This is a genomic window from Paenibacillus sp. PSB04 (genome assembly GCF_025809195.1).
GTDB classification, from domain to species: domain Bacteria; phylum Bacillota; class Bacilli; order Paenibacillales; family Paenibacillaceae; genus Paenibacillus_AQ; species Paenibacillus_AQ favisporus.
Genome location: NZ_CP081301.1, coordinates 2552089 through 2568065, shown reverse-complemented (window position 1 = coordinate 2568065; position 15977 = coordinate 2552089). Strand labels below are relative to the sequence as shown.

18 protein-coding genes are annotated in these 15977 nt (G+C 49.0%); 6 read left to right on the top strand and 12 right to left on the bottom strand.

The features are described 5' to 3' along the window. Positions 1-92 precede the first annotated feature (92 nt). Positions 93-965 (top strand): SDR family oxidoreductase, encoded by an 873-nt coding sequence (locus tag K2F33_RS12020; protein WP_263881801.1) that lies wholly within the window; start codon positions 93-95, stop codon positions 963-965. 51 nt (positions 966-1016) lie between these two features. Here K2F33_RS12020 and K2F33_RS12015 read toward each other — a convergent pair whose 3' ends face one another. From K2F33_RS12015 to K2F33_RS11970, 10 genes are all read right to left on the bottom strand, one after another. Next, positions 1017-1421, bottom strand: a complete 405-nt coding sequence (locus K2F33_RS12015) for a pentapeptide repeat-containing protein (RefSeq protein WP_145141083.1) — start codon at positions 1419-1421, stop codon at positions 1017-1019. 93 nt (positions 1422-1514) lie between these two features. Then, positions 1515-2450: a sigma-70 family RNA polymerase sigma factor gene (locus tag K2F33_RS12010; RefSeq protein WP_263881799.1), complete on the bottom strand. Its 936-nt coding sequence runs from the start codon at positions 2448-2450 to the stop codon at positions 1515-1517. Between the two features lie 80 nt (positions 2451-2530). Then, on the bottom strand, positions 2531-3199 hold the full coding sequence (locus tag K2F33_RS12005; RefSeq protein WP_263881798.1) for an FMN-dependent NADH-azoreductase: 669 nt from the start codon (positions 3197-3199) through the stop codon (positions 2531-2533). 150 nt (positions 3200-3349) lie between these two features. Then, the gene (locus K2F33_RS12000; RefSeq protein WP_076173875.1) at positions 3350-4489 is read right to left on the bottom strand and encodes a toxic anion resistance protein; all 1140 of its coding nucleotides are present in this window, start codon (positions 4487-4489) and stop codon (positions 3350-3352) included. A gap of 28 nt (positions 4490-4517) precedes the next feature. Then, entirely contained in the window at positions 4518-6203 is a 1686-nt protein-coding gene (locus K2F33_RS11995; RefSeq protein WP_212985328.1) for a vWA domain-containing protein, read from the bottom strand. Between the two features lie 10 nt (positions 6204-6213). Beyond that, a complete protein-coding gene (locus K2F33_RS11990) occupies positions 6214-6942 on the bottom strand; it encodes a hypothetical protein (protein WP_076174015.1) in 729 nt (242 codons plus the stop codon). 505 nt (positions 6943-7447) lie between these two features. Continuing rightward, positions 7448-8596 (bottom strand): MFS transporter, encoded by a 1149-nt coding sequence (locus tag K2F33_RS11985; RefSeq protein WP_263881797.1) that lies wholly within the window; start codon positions 8594-8596, stop codon positions 7448-7450. Positions 8597-8700: 104 nt separating this feature from the next. Then, positions 8701-9777, bottom strand: coding sequence for an LLM class flavin-dependent oxidoreductase (locus K2F33_RS11980; protein ID WP_263881796.1), 1077 nt, complete (start codon positions 9775-9777; stop codon positions 8701-8703). Between the two features lie 93 nt (positions 9778-9870). Next, positions 9871-10149 carry an ArsR/SmtB family transcription factor gene (locus K2F33_RS11975; RefSeq protein WP_076173879.1) on the bottom strand — a complete coding sequence of 93 codons (279 nt, stop codon included), beginning with the start codon at positions 10147-10149 and terminating at the stop codon, positions 9871-9873. A 186-nt stretch (positions 10150-10335) separates the two neighbouring features. After that, positions 10336-10839 carry a GNAT family N-acetyltransferase gene (locus K2F33_RS11970; protein WP_163880989.1) on the bottom strand — a complete coding sequence of 168 codons (504 nt, stop codon included), beginning with the start codon at positions 10837-10839 and terminating at the stop codon, positions 10336-10338. A gap of 311 nt (positions 10840-11150) precedes the next feature. Between K2F33_RS11970 and K2F33_RS11965 the strand changes: the two genes are divergently transcribed. The 3 genes from K2F33_RS11965 (at position 11151) to K2F33_RS11955 (ending at position 13019) form a co-directional block, all read left to right on the top strand. Then, positions 11151-11738, top strand: a complete 588-nt coding sequence (locus K2F33_RS11965; protein WP_244879436.1) for a GNAT family N-acetyltransferase — start codon at positions 11151-11153, stop codon at positions 11736-11738. A gap of 225 nt (positions 11739-11963) precedes the next feature. Then, the gene (locus K2F33_RS11960) at positions 11964-12548 is read left to right on the top strand and encodes a helix-turn-helix domain-containing protein (RefSeq protein ID WP_212985332.1); all 585 of its coding nucleotides are present in this window, start codon (positions 11964-11966) and stop codon (positions 12546-12548) included. Between the two features lie 21 nt (positions 12549-12569). Continuing rightward, positions 12570-13019 carry a VOC family protein gene (locus tag K2F33_RS11955; protein ID WP_212985333.1) on the top strand — a complete coding sequence of 150 codons (450 nt, stop codon included), beginning with the start codon at positions 12570-12572 and terminating at the stop codon, positions 13017-13019. 37 nt (positions 13020-13056) lie between these two features. Here the strand turns inward: K2F33_RS11955 and K2F33_RS11950 are convergent, their stop codons facing one another. Then, positions 13057-13521 carry an EVE domain-containing protein gene (locus tag K2F33_RS11950; protein ID WP_263882343.1) on the bottom strand — a complete coding sequence of 155 codons (465 nt, stop codon included), beginning with the start codon at positions 13519-13521 and terminating at the stop codon, positions 13057-13059. A gap of 316 nt (positions 13522-13837) precedes the next feature. On the opposite strand from K2F33_RS11950, the gene K2F33_RS11945 reads away from it, so the two are divergent. Continuing rightward, entirely contained in the window at positions 13838-14341 is a 504-nt protein-coding gene (locus K2F33_RS11945) for a hypothetical protein (protein ID WP_263881794.1), read from the top strand. Positions 14342-14555: 214 nt separating this feature from the next. On the opposite strand, the gene K2F33_RS11940 is transcribed toward K2F33_RS11945, so the two are convergent. Further along, the gene (locus tag K2F33_RS11940) at positions 14556-14972 is read right to left on the bottom strand and encodes a hypothetical protein (RefSeq protein WP_263881793.1); all 417 of its coding nucleotides are present in this window, start codon (positions 14970-14972) and stop codon (positions 14556-14558) included. Positions 14973-15142: 170 nt separating this feature from the next. Here K2F33_RS11940 and K2F33_RS11935 point away from each other — a divergent pair, with 170 nt between their 5' ends. Next, positions 15143-15964 carry a helix-turn-helix transcriptional regulator gene (locus K2F33_RS11935; protein WP_263881792.1) on the top strand — a complete coding sequence of 274 codons (822 nt, stop codon included), beginning with the start codon at positions 15143-15145 and terminating at the stop codon, positions 15962-15964. The last annotated feature ends 13 nt before the right edge of the window (positions 15965-15977 follow it).

Here is a 15977-nt window from a genome sequence, read left to right as displayed (position 1 = left end):
TTACTCCCGTTAATAGTATAAACATGCTGTGGCTAGTGCCCTTCCACTGCTCGTATGATACAGAGGAATACAGCGATTGGAGGGCATTTAGCATGCAAACATGGTTTATTACAGGAGCGTCAGGAGGCTTGGCTTCGCGCATCACCCGCCGGTTGCTTGAAAGAGGCGACCGTGTAGCCGTAACGGTGCGCAAGCCGGGCGTGCTGGACGATCTGAAAGCTCAATATGGTTCCCGATTATGGCAGGCTCATTTGGATCTGACGAACCCGCAGCAAATTGTTGAGGTGATCGAACGGGCATGGGAGGAACTCGGCACGATTGATGTGCTTGTCAATAACGCAGCCTATGGATTATACGGTGCAGTGGAAGAAGCAAGCGACGGGCAGATCGAGCATCTGTTCATGACCAACGTCCTCGGATCACTGCGCGCAGCCCGTGCCGTCCTGCCTTTCTTCCGCAAACAGGGCAGCGGGCACATCGTGCAGATATCGAGCATGGCGGGGCATTATTCCACGCCGGGAATGGGGCTGTATTGTTCTTCCAAATGGGCGGTCGAGGGCGCCTTTGAAGCGCTGGCCAAGGAAGCCGCACCGTTCAACATTAAGACGACTATCGTGGAGCCGGGCGGAATCCGTACGAATTTCATTACGAGCAATGCGGTATTCGGAGAACGGATGGACGTATATCGGGACAAGGAGGCAGGCCAATTCGTCAGCCTGATGAAAGGGGAACTGCCAGGCATCGATATGAACATGTTCAATCAAATGGTTGTCGGCGATCCGGATAAAATGGCGCAGCAGATCATCCGCCGCGTCGATCAGGGAGACGGTCCGATCCGGATGGCACTGGGCAGCGATGCCTATGAGCAAATCCGGGAAGCTCTGCTGGACAGATTGGCCGCGCTTGACGCGCAGAAAGAACTCGCTTATTCCACGGACGCGGATGATGTGGTACGGCAGGCATAACCATGAAAGCCACCCCAGGTCTGGGGTGGCTTTCGTTGTTTTATCTGTATCCTACTCTCTCTGTTCCACAGGAACATGCTTTTGGATTAATTCTTCGATGTTGATCCCATTGATGACCAATCCTGATATGTCGCAGTTTTGAAAATTGGCGTTCGTAAAATTACAGTCGGTGATCCGCCCGTTCTGGAAGCTGCAGTCTGAAAACCGGACGCCCTCCTTGTTGTGTTCTGCATCAGGCTGGCTTGGATCTCCGTAGCCGATGGATTGAAAATGTGCGCCGCCCCATTGAGCACCGTCAATGGCAAGTTCGCTCAAATTCGCATCGGAAATATGCATTCCCGTCAAATTCACATCGTTCATACTCATCCCGCTGCCATTGCAGCATTGAATTTCTGTTTCACTGAGGTCGCAGCAATTGAAGCTTGAATGGCTTAAATTTTGTTGTTCAAATTTCAAAATGCATACCTCTTTCCCATCTGGAATTTTTAACCATATGGGATATTCTACATGTTGTTTCCGAAACCCTTTTTATGTCTGCCAAAAAAGCCGTTACGGGGTCACATGCTGCAGTTTATCCGGATTCGTGACCATAAACATACGGACAGGCCGCGAGTCGCTGTCAAACTGGAAGGACAGCACCGCAAAGAGCTCGTCGCCACGGTTCAACCGCAGGCCGGGCTGCCCGTTGACGTCGATCAGCAGCTGATTCTCCGGCTTGATATTTCCCGGGGCAATCCCTTGAAGGAAGGCCAGGATACGATGGCTGCCGATGATCGGGAAGATCGCCGAGCGAACCTTGCCGCCGCCATCCGTGTACAATCGGGCATCATCCGCAAGCATGCCGACAAATTCCCTGAAATCGCCGGAATTCGCCGCTGCCATAAAAGCGCGGGATAGCATTTCCGCATGCTTGGCCTGGTCGGAAGTGACGCGAGTGCTTTCTACAGGCACAGCAATCGGCGGCTCGGCGGCCGCTTTCTCCTCCCGCTCCGAAACCGGCGCGATGCTGACCTTCTGCTTCGCCCGGCTGTACAGCTTCCGGCAGTTCGCATCGCTTTTGTCCAGCAGCTCGGCGATATCCCGGTAATCGTAATCGAGCGTTTCCCGGAGAATGAAGACGGCTCTCTCCACCGGCGACAGCTGTTCCAGAAGGACGAGCAGCGCATAGGAGACCGATTCGGCTTGGATCGCTGCCGTTTCGGGAGTCTGACCTGCATCAGCCGTCTCAGGTTCCGGCAGCCAAGGGCCGGTATATACTTCGCGTGTTTTGCGGGCCGACTTCAGCACATTGATGCTCCGGTTGGTCACCATTTTAAGCAAATAGGCCTTCATGTTTAAAATATGATCGGTCTGTATCGTTTCCAGCTCAGCAAAAATATCCTGCACAATATCCTCGGCGTCCGTGAGCGACCCCAGCATTCGGTAGGCGATGCTGCTCAGCAGCGGCTTATACTCTACATATAAACTGGATGTATCTGTTGTCATCTATCCATCTCCGTCCCCGCTCTTTTCCGCTTATTGTAACATAGCCTACGTGAATCCGGGGCTGACGCCCTTACGATGAATTACTTGTTCCCTGCCTGATTGGACACTTGCATCCCCTGATGTGCCAAAGAAGCCGCCGCAGAATCGGCTTCTTGAAATGCCTTAGCCAGCACCTCCTCCCTCTTCAAGGAATGATTGCCCTGTGCCCGGATGATTTGATAGTCGACGCCCATAAAATTAAACATCGATTTCAAATAACGATGGGAGTACTCAACTTCCGTGTACCAGTCCTGGTTCGTATAAATCCCGTCGCTTGCCTGAATGACGACAACGTTCCGTCCGTCGGTCAGCAGGCCGATCGATCCCTTGTCCGTATAGGCGAAGGTCTCTTTGGCGATCAGGATGTTATCCATATAATCTTTGAGCTTCGAAGGAATATTAAAGTTATGCAGCGGCATGGCGATGACGTACCTCTTGGCGCTCTTGAACTGCCGAAGGATATCCGACATCCGGGAAGTGAGCCGCTGTTCTTCTTCCGTTAAGCGCTCATTTTTTTGCATTTTTTCCTGTGCGCTGAAAAATAATCGATCAATGCAGGGCACATCTTCCGAATACAGATCAATTTGTTCGATAGGTCCCTCCGGATTCAGATTTCGATAAGCTTCTAAAAAGTGCCGGAGCACGGTCAAGCTTACGGATGAAGCGTCCTCCACTTTCGGATGCGCATTAATGACAAGCAGCTTTTCCATAAATTCTATCTCTCCCTCCTGGTTTCAACACTATTGAAGACAATCCACAATTTGATTTTGTGACAAGATGGAGAAATTATTCAAAAAAAAAGCAGCCGGTCACAAAACCGGCTGTCTTCGCACTTTCAATATAGAGTTTATGAAAACCGGTTACAGCCCCAGCGCTTTCCCTTTTTCCAGACGCTGAATGTGCTTCTCCCCCTCATCGGACAAGGCACGGAACTGATTGATCGTGTCCCGCATTTTCGGAAGCGCCGCCTGTTTGTAAGAGCTGATCGCTTCAAAGGCGGAGATGGCATCGGAGAAAGCCTGCTTGAGCGTATCGACGGAGACGCTGGTTTCGATGGCCTGCTTCTGGATCGCTACGCCTTGGTCCTTTAACATCCGGGAGGTGCCGGCAATGATATTGTTCGTCGTTTGATTCAGCAGCTCGATCTTCTTGAGCACAATGCCTTGGTTGTACAGCGCACTGGCCACGGTCACCGCGATTTTCAGCGCCGAGATCGTGACGGTTTTGGCCCGGTCCACGCCCCGGATCAGCTCGCGGTTGTTGCGGATGACCACTTCATAGGCCATGATGCCCTGCTGGTTAACCACCAGCATCTGCTGAAGATCCATCACGCGCTGCCGCATTGGAAAAAGGACTTCCTCCGTAATAAAACGGACTTTTTCCGGATCTTCTCCCCTTTGCTTGGCCGCTTCAATCTGCGCCTCGATCGATTCGTCCATCATCGTCCCCAGCTGAATTTCTTTCTTCAGCGTCTTCGTCAGCTCCCGGATCGTTTGCTGCTCCAGCTCCAGCGTCGTGTTGTCGTTTTTGAGCGTCGTTTTCCCTTTGTCGAGGGATACGACAATGTCAGCAATGACGTCGTCTGCCTTCTCAAACTTCAAAAAGTATGCCCGCAGCGGGTTGAACAGCTTGCCGAGGAATCCCTTTTTGGCAAAGTCGATCAGACTGGGGTCCAGATCCTTCAGCTGCGTATGCAGTTCCGTCAGCCCTTTGGCAACGGCTCCCCCTTCGTCCCCGCCTTTGGAAAGATTGCCGACGGACACCTGCAGCAGGTTGTTCTTCTCGGAAGAAAGCTTCATCGTATCCAGCCCGAAGCTGTCGATCGATTGCAAAATCTCCTTGCGTTTGTCCAGCGACTCCACATCCAGCTCCATAATGGAAGCCACATTCGCATCGGCGATTTCTTTCAGCTTCGCTACCTCTTCCGGTACCGGCTTAACTTCCTCCTCGATCACAGCCTGGATCTGCTCCGCACTTGAGACACTCATCGTAAACGCCATATCTCATCCTCCCCCTTTGACTTCACCCTTACATTTGAACGTTGAACAGATTTCCGATCTTGTACACGACGTCATCGGTATCCGCATTGATGCTGGCGGCTTCGTTAATGCTGGAAATGCTTTGCAAAGCCTTAATGTTGGCGTTATAGCCAATGGTATAAATCGGAACCTTATAATTCTCAATCAGTGCTTTGATGTCGCTGAGCGAATTGCCTTTGTTCGTTTCACCGTCGCTTAGTACGAAAATAACAGGTTTCATGTTCGGATCGGCCGCCAGCTGGTCCTGCAGCATCTTGAGCGCAACCACGATGCCGTCAAACGTCGCGGTCTGGCCGCTGGCCTGAAGACTGTTCACTGCGCCCACGAACATCGACTGCTGATTGACGTCGTATTTTCCGATCGGGAGCTGGATGGTCACGTCGTCGGAATAAGAAACCATGCCGATGCTGTTGTCTTTGCCCAAATATTTTTGACCCTTAATGAGCGATTCCTTCAGGCGGTTCAGCGGTTCACCATCCATGCTGCCTGACGTATCCGCCACAAATACGGCTACAATCGGCTTGCTTCCGTTCTTCTTCTCTTTCCATACCTTCTGGGCGGATGTCAGCAGCTTCCCGTCAATCGGGGCCATCTCGGATTTGTAATCCTCCAGCCCGTTGAAGCCTTTGTCTTTCGCTGCTTTAGCGTACTTATCCTGGGTTACGAATTCTGCGAACTTTTTCAAAATGGCCAGCTTCTCCGGCTTCGTATCGCCAAGCGCGTAGAGCGGACTGTCGTGACGCACGCCAAAAGGTGTGAAGACATAGCCGCTTTTCAGGTCTGGTGCGTTGACGAACGTCTGGTACTCCAGAATGAACCCGTCGAGGGAGCCCGATGTAGCCGCATCCCGCATTTGGATCGTCGTCGAGGCAATGAACGGTACGTTGGCTTGGAATTTCTCAAACCCTTGAACCGCTTTATCGCTTAAAATATTGGAGCTGTCGAACGTATTCAGCGAGGTCACCAGGAAATTCAGGCCGGTCGAACTGGCAAAAGGATCCGTATAACCCATGACAAGCTCGTTGCTTGCGATCGCATCCGTTACCGTTTTGACATTGATGGAACCATACTTTTCGACAAGTGCATCGTATTTGGACTTCTTGATGACGATCCCTGGAACGTTGCCTACGAGGCGCTTAGACACCAATTGGGTTTTGACGCCGCTGGACTTGACCATCTCTCCCCATAATTCGTTGGATGGCGTGAAGGCATCCGGTACGTATTTACCTGACATGATATAGTCTGCTGCCGTACCGGAAGCGATGTTGCGGACCTTAACCGATACGGGAGTTCCGTTTACAGCCACATTCGCTTTATTGAACTCCGTCGCCGCCTCCGTGAGCCAGCCGTCCACGCCGGTTCCCGACTTCTCGGTCGAAGAGAAAATCTCGACATAATGATCATTGGTGTTCGGCACCGTGATCGGAAATTTGCTGATATCCGGAAGGGATGAGGCCACATCCACCGGGTCCAGGTCAATTTGTCCTTTTACAGGGGTTGCCGTTGCGGGTGAAATCTTCGAATACAGTTTATCCAGCCGTTTGGCTGCGTCTTCCGCGGTCACCTGGTCTTTCGATTTCCCGAGATTCGAGGTTACCGTAATTCCCCCGTACACGAGCGCAAATACAAAAATCAACACGATCACTGAAGTCAGAATAAACCTGCCCTTCTTCACTTGAACACCTCTAATTCTTATAATATTTGGTTTGATTAATTAACAGATCGATTTCCTGCATGCAGGGCATCTTCTCGATGTCGCCGGCTTCGAAGCTGTCCAGGCGGGATATTTCCAGCAGGAGCTTATCCAGCTTGAGCAGGATCTCTTCATTGGTCGCCAGGGAGTTCTTGGTGAATGTTAAATACTCGTTGTAGATCTGCTTTCTTTCTTGGAGCAATTCTGGAGGTAGATGGGAGGCTTTAGATCCACTAAGACTTTTAAACTCGGATTCGTCGAATGCGCCCAGCCGGTTCAGGATGCTTTTGAGGTTGAGGTAAAATACGTTTTCTACCGCCTGGACCGTCGACATGAATTTTTTGTAGCTAAGCTCGCTCGGATCGAAACGCTGTGTCAACACGCCGACCAATTTGTACTTCTTGCGTGCGATGCGGTCGAGCTGATTTAAAGCAAGGGATATATCCGCTTCTAACGCTTTTACTTTCTTGTAGTACTGCAAGGCATTTACGTAGTCATCATGCGTCTGGATCTGTTTGACCGGCACGGCAGCCGGAGTCTTGGCGTTAACACTGTAAACCGAATAAATGAGGACCAGAACACTCGCCAGAAGGAAGGTAATCCCGAATGCCGTCGAAAAGGCGCTGCCGCCGAGGTTAAGACCGATAAACCCCGGGGAGAACAGAACGATGTTCACGACGATGACCCCCAGAGTGATACCCAGCAGTTTTATGTATTTCATTCCCAATTAGGTTCGCACCTCCTTCATCACTAATCTCATCCTTTACCATATTCTACATGATGATGTTTTGGGATGTCATTTTTTGTAACGATTTATTTTTAATACGGTTCGATCTCCGTTTTGGCTTCATTTATATAGATTGAACTAAAGTTTGCATTGAGCTTCCTTTTACGGCGGCTCACTAGAGGCCTATAACACGTTCATTTCTTTAGTTCATTCTATGTTAACTGGCTACTTATTTTCCTTATGCTCGGCAAGGTGGCAGTATGAACGAGAACGAATGGAAGTCCCCTTAACCGCAAAAAGACAGCCGCTCAACAAGCCGGCTGCCTTCATTTTGGACGGAGCTATTGCACTTACGCTAGATGATGAATCACTCAAGTGGATAATGGGGGCAAGTACGTAAAATGTTCCTGCGACCGCTCTTGTTTTCGGACTTCTTAATGTATAGAGCCTTCTTAAGTGGGAGAAATCCGAAAATCAAAGCCTATGCTTCCAGCTCTTCTCATGCAGCCTGGCGGCGCATTGTCAAAGAATACACGGCCGGGATCAGCCCAAGGGCGACCCCTATTCCACCCAGCCAGCCGGCTGCTGTCAGAGAGATGCTGTCCACAATAATGCCTCCGATGACAGCCCCAACAGCCATCCCCAACTGCACGATGGAGTTGTTCAAGCTTAAGATGATCCCCGAAGCCTGGGGAGCCATACCGATTAAGTACACTTGCTGAACCGGACCCGTCGACCATGCAAAGAAGGACCACAGCATCAGCAATGGGAGCACAAGCATGGAGTAATGGGCAAACGCTGCCAGCAAAAATAAAATACCCGAGTGAAAGATCAGACCGCCTACCATCGTGCGGGGGATCCCCCATTTGTCTGCACCGTAGCCGCCGACTTGGGAGCCCAGGAGACTTGCCAGCCCAAATGCAAACAGCCCGATGCTTACCATCCGTTCGCTCATCCCCGTAATGGTCAGAAGAAACGGCGTGATATAGGTATACAGAATGGTATATCCCATTATCCAGAAAAAGCTGATGGACAGCGCAGCGGAAATCCGGGGCGTTTTGAACAAGGCGAGCTGTTCCCGAATGGGAACGGGAGCCTCTCCCTCTGATTTGGGAATCGCCAGCAGAAGAACCAACATGGCGAGCAGGCTGAGCACGCCGATTCCCGTGAAAATAACCTTCCAGTCATACGAGCCCGCAATGACCCGTCCCAGAGGAACCCCCAGAATGAGCGCGAGATTAAAGCCTAAGAGAACGGTGGCGATCGAACCGCCCTGCTTTCCAGGATGGGCGATTTTGGCCGCAACGGTAAGGGCGACAACCATGAATACCCCGGTACTGATGGCCAAAATGATTCTTGCCCCCATCAGCATGCCGTAACCGGTAGATGTGATGGTGATCAGGTTACCTATGAAAAACAAACCCAAAGCCAACAGCATAAGCTTCTTCCGATCCATCCTTGCCGTGAGCGCAACCAGAATCGGAGTACCGATCGCATAGGCAAGCGAGTAGACGGTAATCAGTTGGCCGGCCGCCGCTACCGACACGCCAACGTCCTTTGCAAGCATATCCAGTATGCCGGCAATCACAAACTCAGAGGTTCCGACTAAAAAGCTCGCAATCGCCAATATATAAATTTTCCATCTCATATCGTATCTCTCCTAATTCAATCAATTTCATAGTTCTAAATCTGTAGAAATGGTGGGTAAAAAAATAATATCTCCGCCCTTAGGCATCTAACGCCCCGATCGGGTCACTGCGCTCCATCCTTACTGCTTGATGCTTGACGGTCGAGCTCTTGACGGACTATCGGTGCTACCTTGGTGCCGAGCAGCTCAATCGTTCGCAGCAATTCGCGATGGGGGAGCGTGCTGAAATCCACGTACATGAGAAATCGGGTTAGGCCCAGATTCTTGTGCAGCAATAAGATTTTCTCCGCCACATATTCAGGGTCCCCGACATAAAGAGCGCCATGAAGGCTGCAGGATGCATCGTATGATTCACGTGTATAAGGAGACCAACCGCGTTCCCGTCCGATCCGGTTCATTTGGGCCGCCATCACAGGGTAATACCGCTCTGACGCCTCTTGTGTCGTATCGGATATAAAGCCATGCGAGTGCGTAGCAATCTGCAGCTGATTTGGATCATGCCCGGCTTTGACAGCCGCTTCCTTATAGAGCTCCACCAAGGGTGCGAATCGCTGCGGAGGTCCGCCAAGGATTGAGAAGACGATCGGAAGTCCCAGCAAGCCGGCCCGTATGGCCGATTCCGGGCTGCCGCCCGTGCCGATCCAGACCGGTAGAGGCTGCTGCACAGCACGAGGATAGATGCCCATATTGTCAATCGCAGGACGATGTCCGCCGCGCCATGTCACCCGCTCTGAAGCGCGGATCTTGAGCAGCAGTTCCAGCTTATCTTCGAACAATTCCTCGTAATCCTTCAGGTCATAGCCGAACAGCGGGAACGATTCGATGAACGAGCCTCGTCCGGCCATGATCTCAGCCCTCCCGTTCGACAGTCCGTCAAGCGTCGCAAAGCTCTGGTACACCCGCACCGGATCATCCGAAGACAACACCGTCACCGCGCTCGAGAGCCGGATGTTCTTTGTTGTCGCCGCAGCAGCAGCCAATATGACGGCTGGCGACGAGCTTGTATAGTCGATACGGTGATGCTCACCGATGGCAAAGACGTCAAGGCCGACTTGATCTGCTAATTGGATCTCCTCGATTGCTTGACGCAGCCGCTCGGCATGTGAGACACCCCCTTTTTCGGGATCTGCATGAAGAAACGTACTGATTCCAATCTCCAACGTATTAGCTTTGTCGCTCATAAGAGTGCACTCCTTCTTCATAGGGTATAGAGGATGACTTGTACAATCATCAATTCCTCAGTTCTAGAACTATCGAAATGTTGGTTAAAAAAATTACGCCATTAAATAAGGCGCAAATTTTTCCGCCACATCCCGATTGACGTTATAGTGAATATACGATCCGCTTTTCCGTGAATCAATCAGACCGGAATCCGTCAGCTGCTTCAGATGATGCGACAGCGTCGAACCCGCAACTGATTCAAGCTTCTCACCGATGGCCGTGAAGCATAGATCGCTTTCCTTCGAGAGCAGCAAGGCGATCTTCAGCCGGGTTGGTTCCCCCAGAGCTTTATATACCTTAACGGCCTGCAGATCTGTTTGATGATCACCCATGATGATGCTCACCTCCTCCATCTATTCCGCAGTTCTATAACTATCGAAATCCAGTTTAGCATGATGCCGTTGGAAAGTAAAGGGCTTCACCTAGGAGCTGCAAATGGCCTGCTAGATCAATGAAAAGCAGCCGGTCCTTAGGCCGGCCGCTGCCTTGTTTTAGTTTTGCGTTTGACGTGTCTGTCCTCAGACACAAGTAATAGAAGCCTGTGAGTTGAGCCGCAATACCGTGATTTGCTCGTCTCCGATCACTTCACCACTGTCACGGAAGCCGAAGCTTTCATACAGCTTTTTGGCGGGCGCGTTATCAGCCTTGTAAGAAATCCAGCAGTATTGTGCTGGACCTGCCGGAAAAGTGCGGATAAACTCCAGCACCTTTTTCATGGCTTCCCGGCCATAGCCTTTGTTTTGGTGCCGCTGATCCATCATCAGCCGCAGAATACAATAGCCGTCATCTGCGATGGACGGGGTATCGTAACCGGTAATTTTATACGTGATCATCACAAAGCCAACGGGCTGCTCATCCGCGTAAATGGCAAACGGAAAAGGATGTCCTCCATTGGTCGCAAGAACATAACACGAAGCTACGCTGGACAAATTGGACGCAACGAAGCGGCGCTGATCTTCCGAAACCTCTAGTTTAAATATTTCGCGTCTGTTTTCGAGCGTGATTTTTCTGAGTGTAATCATGCAGGATTTCTCCCTTCCTTATCTTCGGCAAGATCACCGATTCGTTTTTGCGCCGCGGTCGCTTTAATAACATACAATCTATGCAAAAAAAGTAATAGACTTATATTGAATTTTTTTATAGACTATTCTGTATCCATGGCATTTTTAGGAATATGTCTATATGGGCATTTCGTGAACCGGCGCGTCGTTGTGCCGGTTTTTTATTTTTATAACGATAATAAAAAATTAAAACCATTCATTATCCCCAGAATTAGGATATCCCGTGCTAATATGGATTTTAACTAAATTCATGCTTATCATCGGAGGTCGTTATGATGCGAGAGATCGATTACAGCCATTATTTTTGGCAAGATGATAAAATTAGATTGCGTGCCATAGAACCTGAAGATTGGGAAAGTTTTTACATAGGTCTCTATGAAACTCCCGCACGCCTCCTACTGGAATGTGCGATGGAATTACCCCCTACCATTTCAGGAGCAAAGAGGTTTACAGAGGAAAATGCTGATTTCACCTCTACGAACGGACGCATCATGTTTACGATTGAAACATTACATGGGGAGAGTATCGGCGGAATCAATTTAAACAGCATCGACGAGAGAAACGGAACGTTTAGTATCGGGATCGTCATCGATAAAGAGCATCGTGGTAAGGGTCATGGTACCCGGGCAATGGAAATCCTCTTAAAGTATGCTTTTTTGGAACGAAGGCTTCATAAATTTAATGATTGTGTTCTTGAAGGAAATGAAGGTTCTTCGAGGATGATGCAGAAACTTGGCTGCGTTCAAGAAGGTGTGCGGAGACAAGTGGTATATATCAATGGTAAATACATGGATTTTATTTTGTATGGTTTAACCAAAGATGAGTTTATTCAAAAGCAAAACGAGAAACTCAACATATAAACGGAGAAGGGGCTGCCTAGCGCAGCTCCTTTTTTTCTATAAATTCACCAAAGAAGAAAAGTACAGAGCCGTCGATTTTTCACAATACTCCTGATGGTGTACTCTGTTATGATCTCGTTAGAACTTCCATAAATGAAGACACCTAAATACAAGTGAAACACTGGTGTGTGTGAAGCTCTTTCTAAAACCTGTTCTCGTTGAACTCATGAGGAGGTGAGTTGCACGATGGAAATACCCGGTACTATTTATCCAAAACAAATGCCATTGCTTGATCAGAAGACTATGCCGATCTATGTCCCACGTGATGGAATTTGGCTCCGCCTTGCCCTCACATTGGAAGGAACGGTACGCCGCAGTTCTTATGCCAAGCAAATCCTTTGCTCACAGCAATTTAACGCTGCACGAACGCGCTGGACTCTTGCCGATTTGACTTTTCTGCAATCAGCACTTGAGCTGCTTTACAATACACAGGGACAGATCCGTATGAGTACCCTTGCCGCTGAGTGCGATCTTTCATTGCGCCAATTTGAGCGACGATTTAAGCAGTGCATAGGCGTTTCGCCCAAGGTGTTCGCACGTCTCCTCCGCTTCGAGGCGCTGCTAACCTCATTGATACAAGGGCCAGCCACTTCTCTCGCTGACGTCTCTTCCCATCTTGGCTATCATGATCAAGCCCATGTCATCCATGAATTCAAGACATGGGCAGGCTGCACGCCAACGGCGTTTCTCGCACGGGCAAAACAGCGGATGATGCAAAAGCCTATTGTTCCCGACCCTCGTAGTGCCCCTATTCCCTTATATAACGTCTAAAAAAGAAGGAGCTGATGTAGTATGTCTCACACAGAGCAATCTTTTCAAATTCCCTGGCAAAGTATTCATCACATTGCCTTGAATACAGCGGATCTGGACGCAACGATTCGCTTCTACCGAGACGTGTTGGGGATGCAAGCCAGTGATATCGCCCCATCCCAAGAAGGGCGCGGCAGGCATTGTCTTATTTTGGTTAAACCCAACGACGACAACGTATGGGGCTTCCATTTCTTTGAACGACCGATAGCAAGGACAACGCTGGGTGCTTCAGATACCCATCCGCAGAGTTTCGTCCCCCATGTGGCCCTGCGACTCCCGAACGGGAATGCAGCACAAGCCTTGCGCGAGCGTTTGAGCCATGCTCATGTATCCGTCACAGAGATTCCTGAACTGGGGACATTTGTGTTTTTTGACAACAATGGTCTATGTTTAGAAGTCACTTGGCCCAAAGGCGAACATATCTCTTTGTGAAGTTGAAGGTCCGGTGCAAGCTTGTCGTCACCAAAAATTAGGATTCCAGCACATCTTCGACATCACCTAACATAATGCCGGCAATCGTCTGGAAATCCTCAAACCCGATCTCAAATTGCCCATAGCGAAAAGCATATCCCCAGCTGCGCTTCCCGCGGGTAAAGGTAAGCCGGTCCAATAGAGGGGCAATCTTCACTTCACGGCATGGATGGTAACGAATATCCCGGCGAAAAGGCACAAAGGATTCGGACATCGGATACTCGTAGACCCTGTCACCGGTCACCTGCCCAATGGCGGTAAACGCTTGAAGCGGCTCCCCTTTCGACATGTCGGTTCGTGGAGAGTAATATATGAGCCAATCGCCGGGACTCATCCGGCGCAAAGGCGCTGCTTTTCCATGACAGAGCTGGGCAAATCCGCCTTGGACCCCCCGCTTCACGTGAGAGGCAGATACAACGCCAATCCAATAGCGGCTGTTTTGCTCATCTGCGGTAACCGGCATGATTTGATCTTCGTTTTTCTTTTCCAATATGGGTGCCTCCTTAATAAATCATCTCCTATGACTATATAAAAACGCTGCTGACAACGGTCTGTCAGTAGCGTTTTAGCATCTGGGTACAAATCTTTGTTCTGGCGCACGAACGGAATGACATATCAATCTAAGACATAAACCTTGCCGCATTGAGCAAGGATCCAAGCTCTAACTAGAATTCTAAAAAGGTAACAAATTGATATAGTTCCAATTACCCTATTGCTTTTGAACTATTTTCCATTATAATGTACTAGAATAAAGGTATTTTAGACTAGGAGGTTTTCTTTTGAAACAGTTAAAATTTCTTATCGGAGCTGTGCTGCTCTTTACTGTCCTAACGGGGTGTAGCAAAACTGATCCGGTAACAGAGGAATTACTATCTTACATTAACGAACAAATGTCTCCTCTGGAGAAAGAGGAGCAGGAGTTAGTTGATACCTATGATAGTATAACAGGAGCAAATTATACGGATGACGAAACATCTTACAACGTTTTGATGGACGAAGTAATACCTGGTTACAACGAGTTCATTGGGAAAGTAGAAGGAATTAATATTGAATCAAAAGAGTTAAGAGAAGTACATAATATTTATATAGACGCGTTAAATCTTCAGAGCTCAGCGTTCACAACGATAGCTTCTGCTATAGAACAACAGGATATGATGACTGTTACTGAAGCGAATGAAAAACTTTCAGAGGCTAGGAAGATGATAAGAGAATATCAAGCTGGATTAAAAGAACTAGCTGAAAAATATAATGTTAAACTAGAAAATAACGAAAATAACTCCTAACCTTTTGGGAGTTATTTTTTATTAAAAAGGAGCTGCGTTTTCATCTCTTTACATCTAATCTCCATAAACATTCCTGTCTCATCTACCCAGTTTATCTGACTATTTATCATGTTTGTTAGAGATTAAATGAAGTCCTGCTTTCATCGAGACAGAGAATTGCTGCTGACTTTTTGGATGAATTTTAGGTGAAATCATCCAGATTATTCATTCCTCATTAGTCCTGAGAAAACCGAAAAAACTTGCTAAGCAGAATGGTGTGAACCTCCGGGTACCCCTTGGCTTGCAGCAAGCGGCTTAAAGCAAGATCATAATCGTCCTCCTGCTGAAAGAGTACCGTGACATGGCAGTGTGCTAGTGCCGCATGATCCGTCAGATGTTCGGCGATGTGGTACAACATGCGTTCTTCACTTTTCTCCAAACTTTTAGATGAAAATACATGAGCCGTGATATGATTTTCTCTCTTGTCCTCCCCTATTCCATCCTTAAGCCATGGAAAATCCTCATCACGGCTTGGCCGCCCCTCATCCACAATGATAATCTTGCAATCTTTACCGTTCATGGCAACATCCCATGCTTCCAAATCCTTTAATCTTAGGATTCTTTGAAGTTGTCTTAAAAAATCGATGTTCATGTTAAGCTCCTTTCAAAACAAAACTTACACCTGAGTGACGGCTACTTGATTCAGTCTATACCCTTCCTATCGTCACAGGTCTCTATGGTATACTTGTATCGTAAATCAGCCTCAATGATCATGCTGATACCTTGAACGAAACCCAAACCAACAGGTGGTGATCGACATTAATGACGGTACATAACAGTAGGGCCAAAACGATGGGAGCGTTCCTCAAATCGCGCAGGGAACGTCTCTCGCCAGAGGATGCGGGATTAAACTTCTCCAGCGGTCAGCGCAAAACACCCGGCCTTCGGCGGGAGGAGGTAGCCATCCTGGCAGGCGTAAGCGCCACTTATTATACGTGGCTGGAGCAAGGAAGAGAGCTATCCGCCTCCAGGGAAGTCATCGAGAGCATTGCCAATGCGCTTCAACTGTCTCCGGACGAGAGAGGCCATTTGCTTCAGCTGTGGAATCCTTATGAGCCCGATCCCAATGCTGCGGGTTCGGCGCCTCCCGCTGCCTTGGATCCACAGCTGCAGAAGATCATCGATCAAGTAGCCTACCCCTCATATATCACCAATAAGAGAACTGAAGTCCTCGCTTGGAACGAGGCGGCCAGCAGAATGTTAACCGATTTTGCTTCCATTCCAGCCGAGGAGCGTTCATTAATTCGGTTGGCTTTCGGAAATGAACAATTGCGCCGACGGATCGTGAATATCGATGAATTCGCGAGTTATGGGGTTGCGGTATTCAGAACCCATTATGATAAACACCGGGACGATCTTTGGTTTGAAACAACGGTGGAGCATCTGATCCAAAGCAGCGAGGAATTTAACCGCTTGTGGAAGCCGTACGAGATTCGACTCAAGAAATTAGACCGGGTTATTTTACAGCCTTCGCCCTCTGATACCCCTGTGGCTTATGACATCCGGCCGCTCGCGAATCTGTCCGACAGCCCGGATCTGCACATCTGCGTCTATATGCCGGCTGCAGTGGATAAGAAAGACTGACGGGTAATATTTT

Excerpts from the sequence above, each read along its gene's own strand:
- K2F33_RS12020 (WP_263881801.1), top strand. The coding sequence starts at position 93 with ATGCAAACATGGTTTATTACAGGAGCGTCAGGAGGCTTGGCTTCGCGC.
- K2F33_RS12010 (WP_263881799.1), bottom strand. The coding sequence starts at position 2,450 with ATGACAACAGATACATCCAGTTTATATGTAGAGTATAAGCCGCTGCTG.
- K2F33_RS12005 (WP_263881798.1), bottom strand. The coding sequence starts at position 3,199 with ATGGAAAAGCTGCTTGTCATTAATGCGCATCCGAAAGTGGAGGACGCT.
- K2F33_RS12000 (WP_076173875.1), bottom strand. The coding sequence starts at position 4,489 with ATGGCGTTTACGATGAGTGTCTCAAGTGCGGAGCAGATCCAGGCTGTG.
- K2F33_RS11990 (WP_076174015.1), bottom strand. The coding sequence starts at position 6,942 with ATGAAATACATAAAACTGCTGGGTATCACTCTGGGGGTCATCGTCGTG.
- K2F33_RS11985 (WP_263881797.1), bottom strand. The coding sequence starts at position 8,596 with ATGAGATGGAAAATTTATATATTGGCGATTGCGAGCTTTTTAGTCGGA.
- K2F33_RS11980 (WP_263881796.1), bottom strand. The coding sequence starts at position 9,777 with ATGAGCGACAAAGCTAATACGTTGGAGATTGGAATCAGTACGTTTCTT.
- K2F33_RS11975 (WP_076173879.1), bottom strand. The coding sequence starts at position 10,149 with ATGGGTGATCATCAAACAGATCTGCAGGCCGTTAAGGTATATAAAGCT.
- K2F33_RS11970 (WP_163880989.1), bottom strand. The coding sequence starts at position 10,839 with ATGATTACACTCAGAAAAATCACGCTCGAAAACAGACGCGAAATATTT.
- K2F33_RS11965 (WP_244879436.1), top strand. The coding sequence starts at position 11,151 with ATGATGCGAGAGATCGATTACAGCCATTATTTTTGGCAAGATGATAAA.
- K2F33_RS11960 (WP_212985332.1), top strand. The coding sequence starts at position 11,964 with ATGGAAATACCCGGTACTATTTATCCAAAACAAATGCCATTGCTTGAT.
- K2F33_RS11955 (WP_212985333.1), top strand. The coding sequence starts at position 12,570 with ATGTCTCACACAGAGCAATCTTTTCAAATTCCCTGGCAAAGTATTCAT.
- K2F33_RS11950 (WP_263882343.1), bottom strand. The coding sequence starts at position 13,521 with ATGCCGGTTACCGCAGATGAGCAAAACAGCCGCTATTGGATTGGCGTT.
- K2F33_RS11940 (WP_263881793.1), bottom strand. The coding sequence starts at position 14,972 with ATGAACATCGATTTTTTAAGACAACTTCAAAGAATCCTAAGATTAAAG.
- K2F33_RS11935 (WP_263881792.1), top strand. The coding sequence starts at position 15,143 with ATGACGGTACATAACAGTAGGGCCAAAACGATGGGAGCGTTCCTCAAA.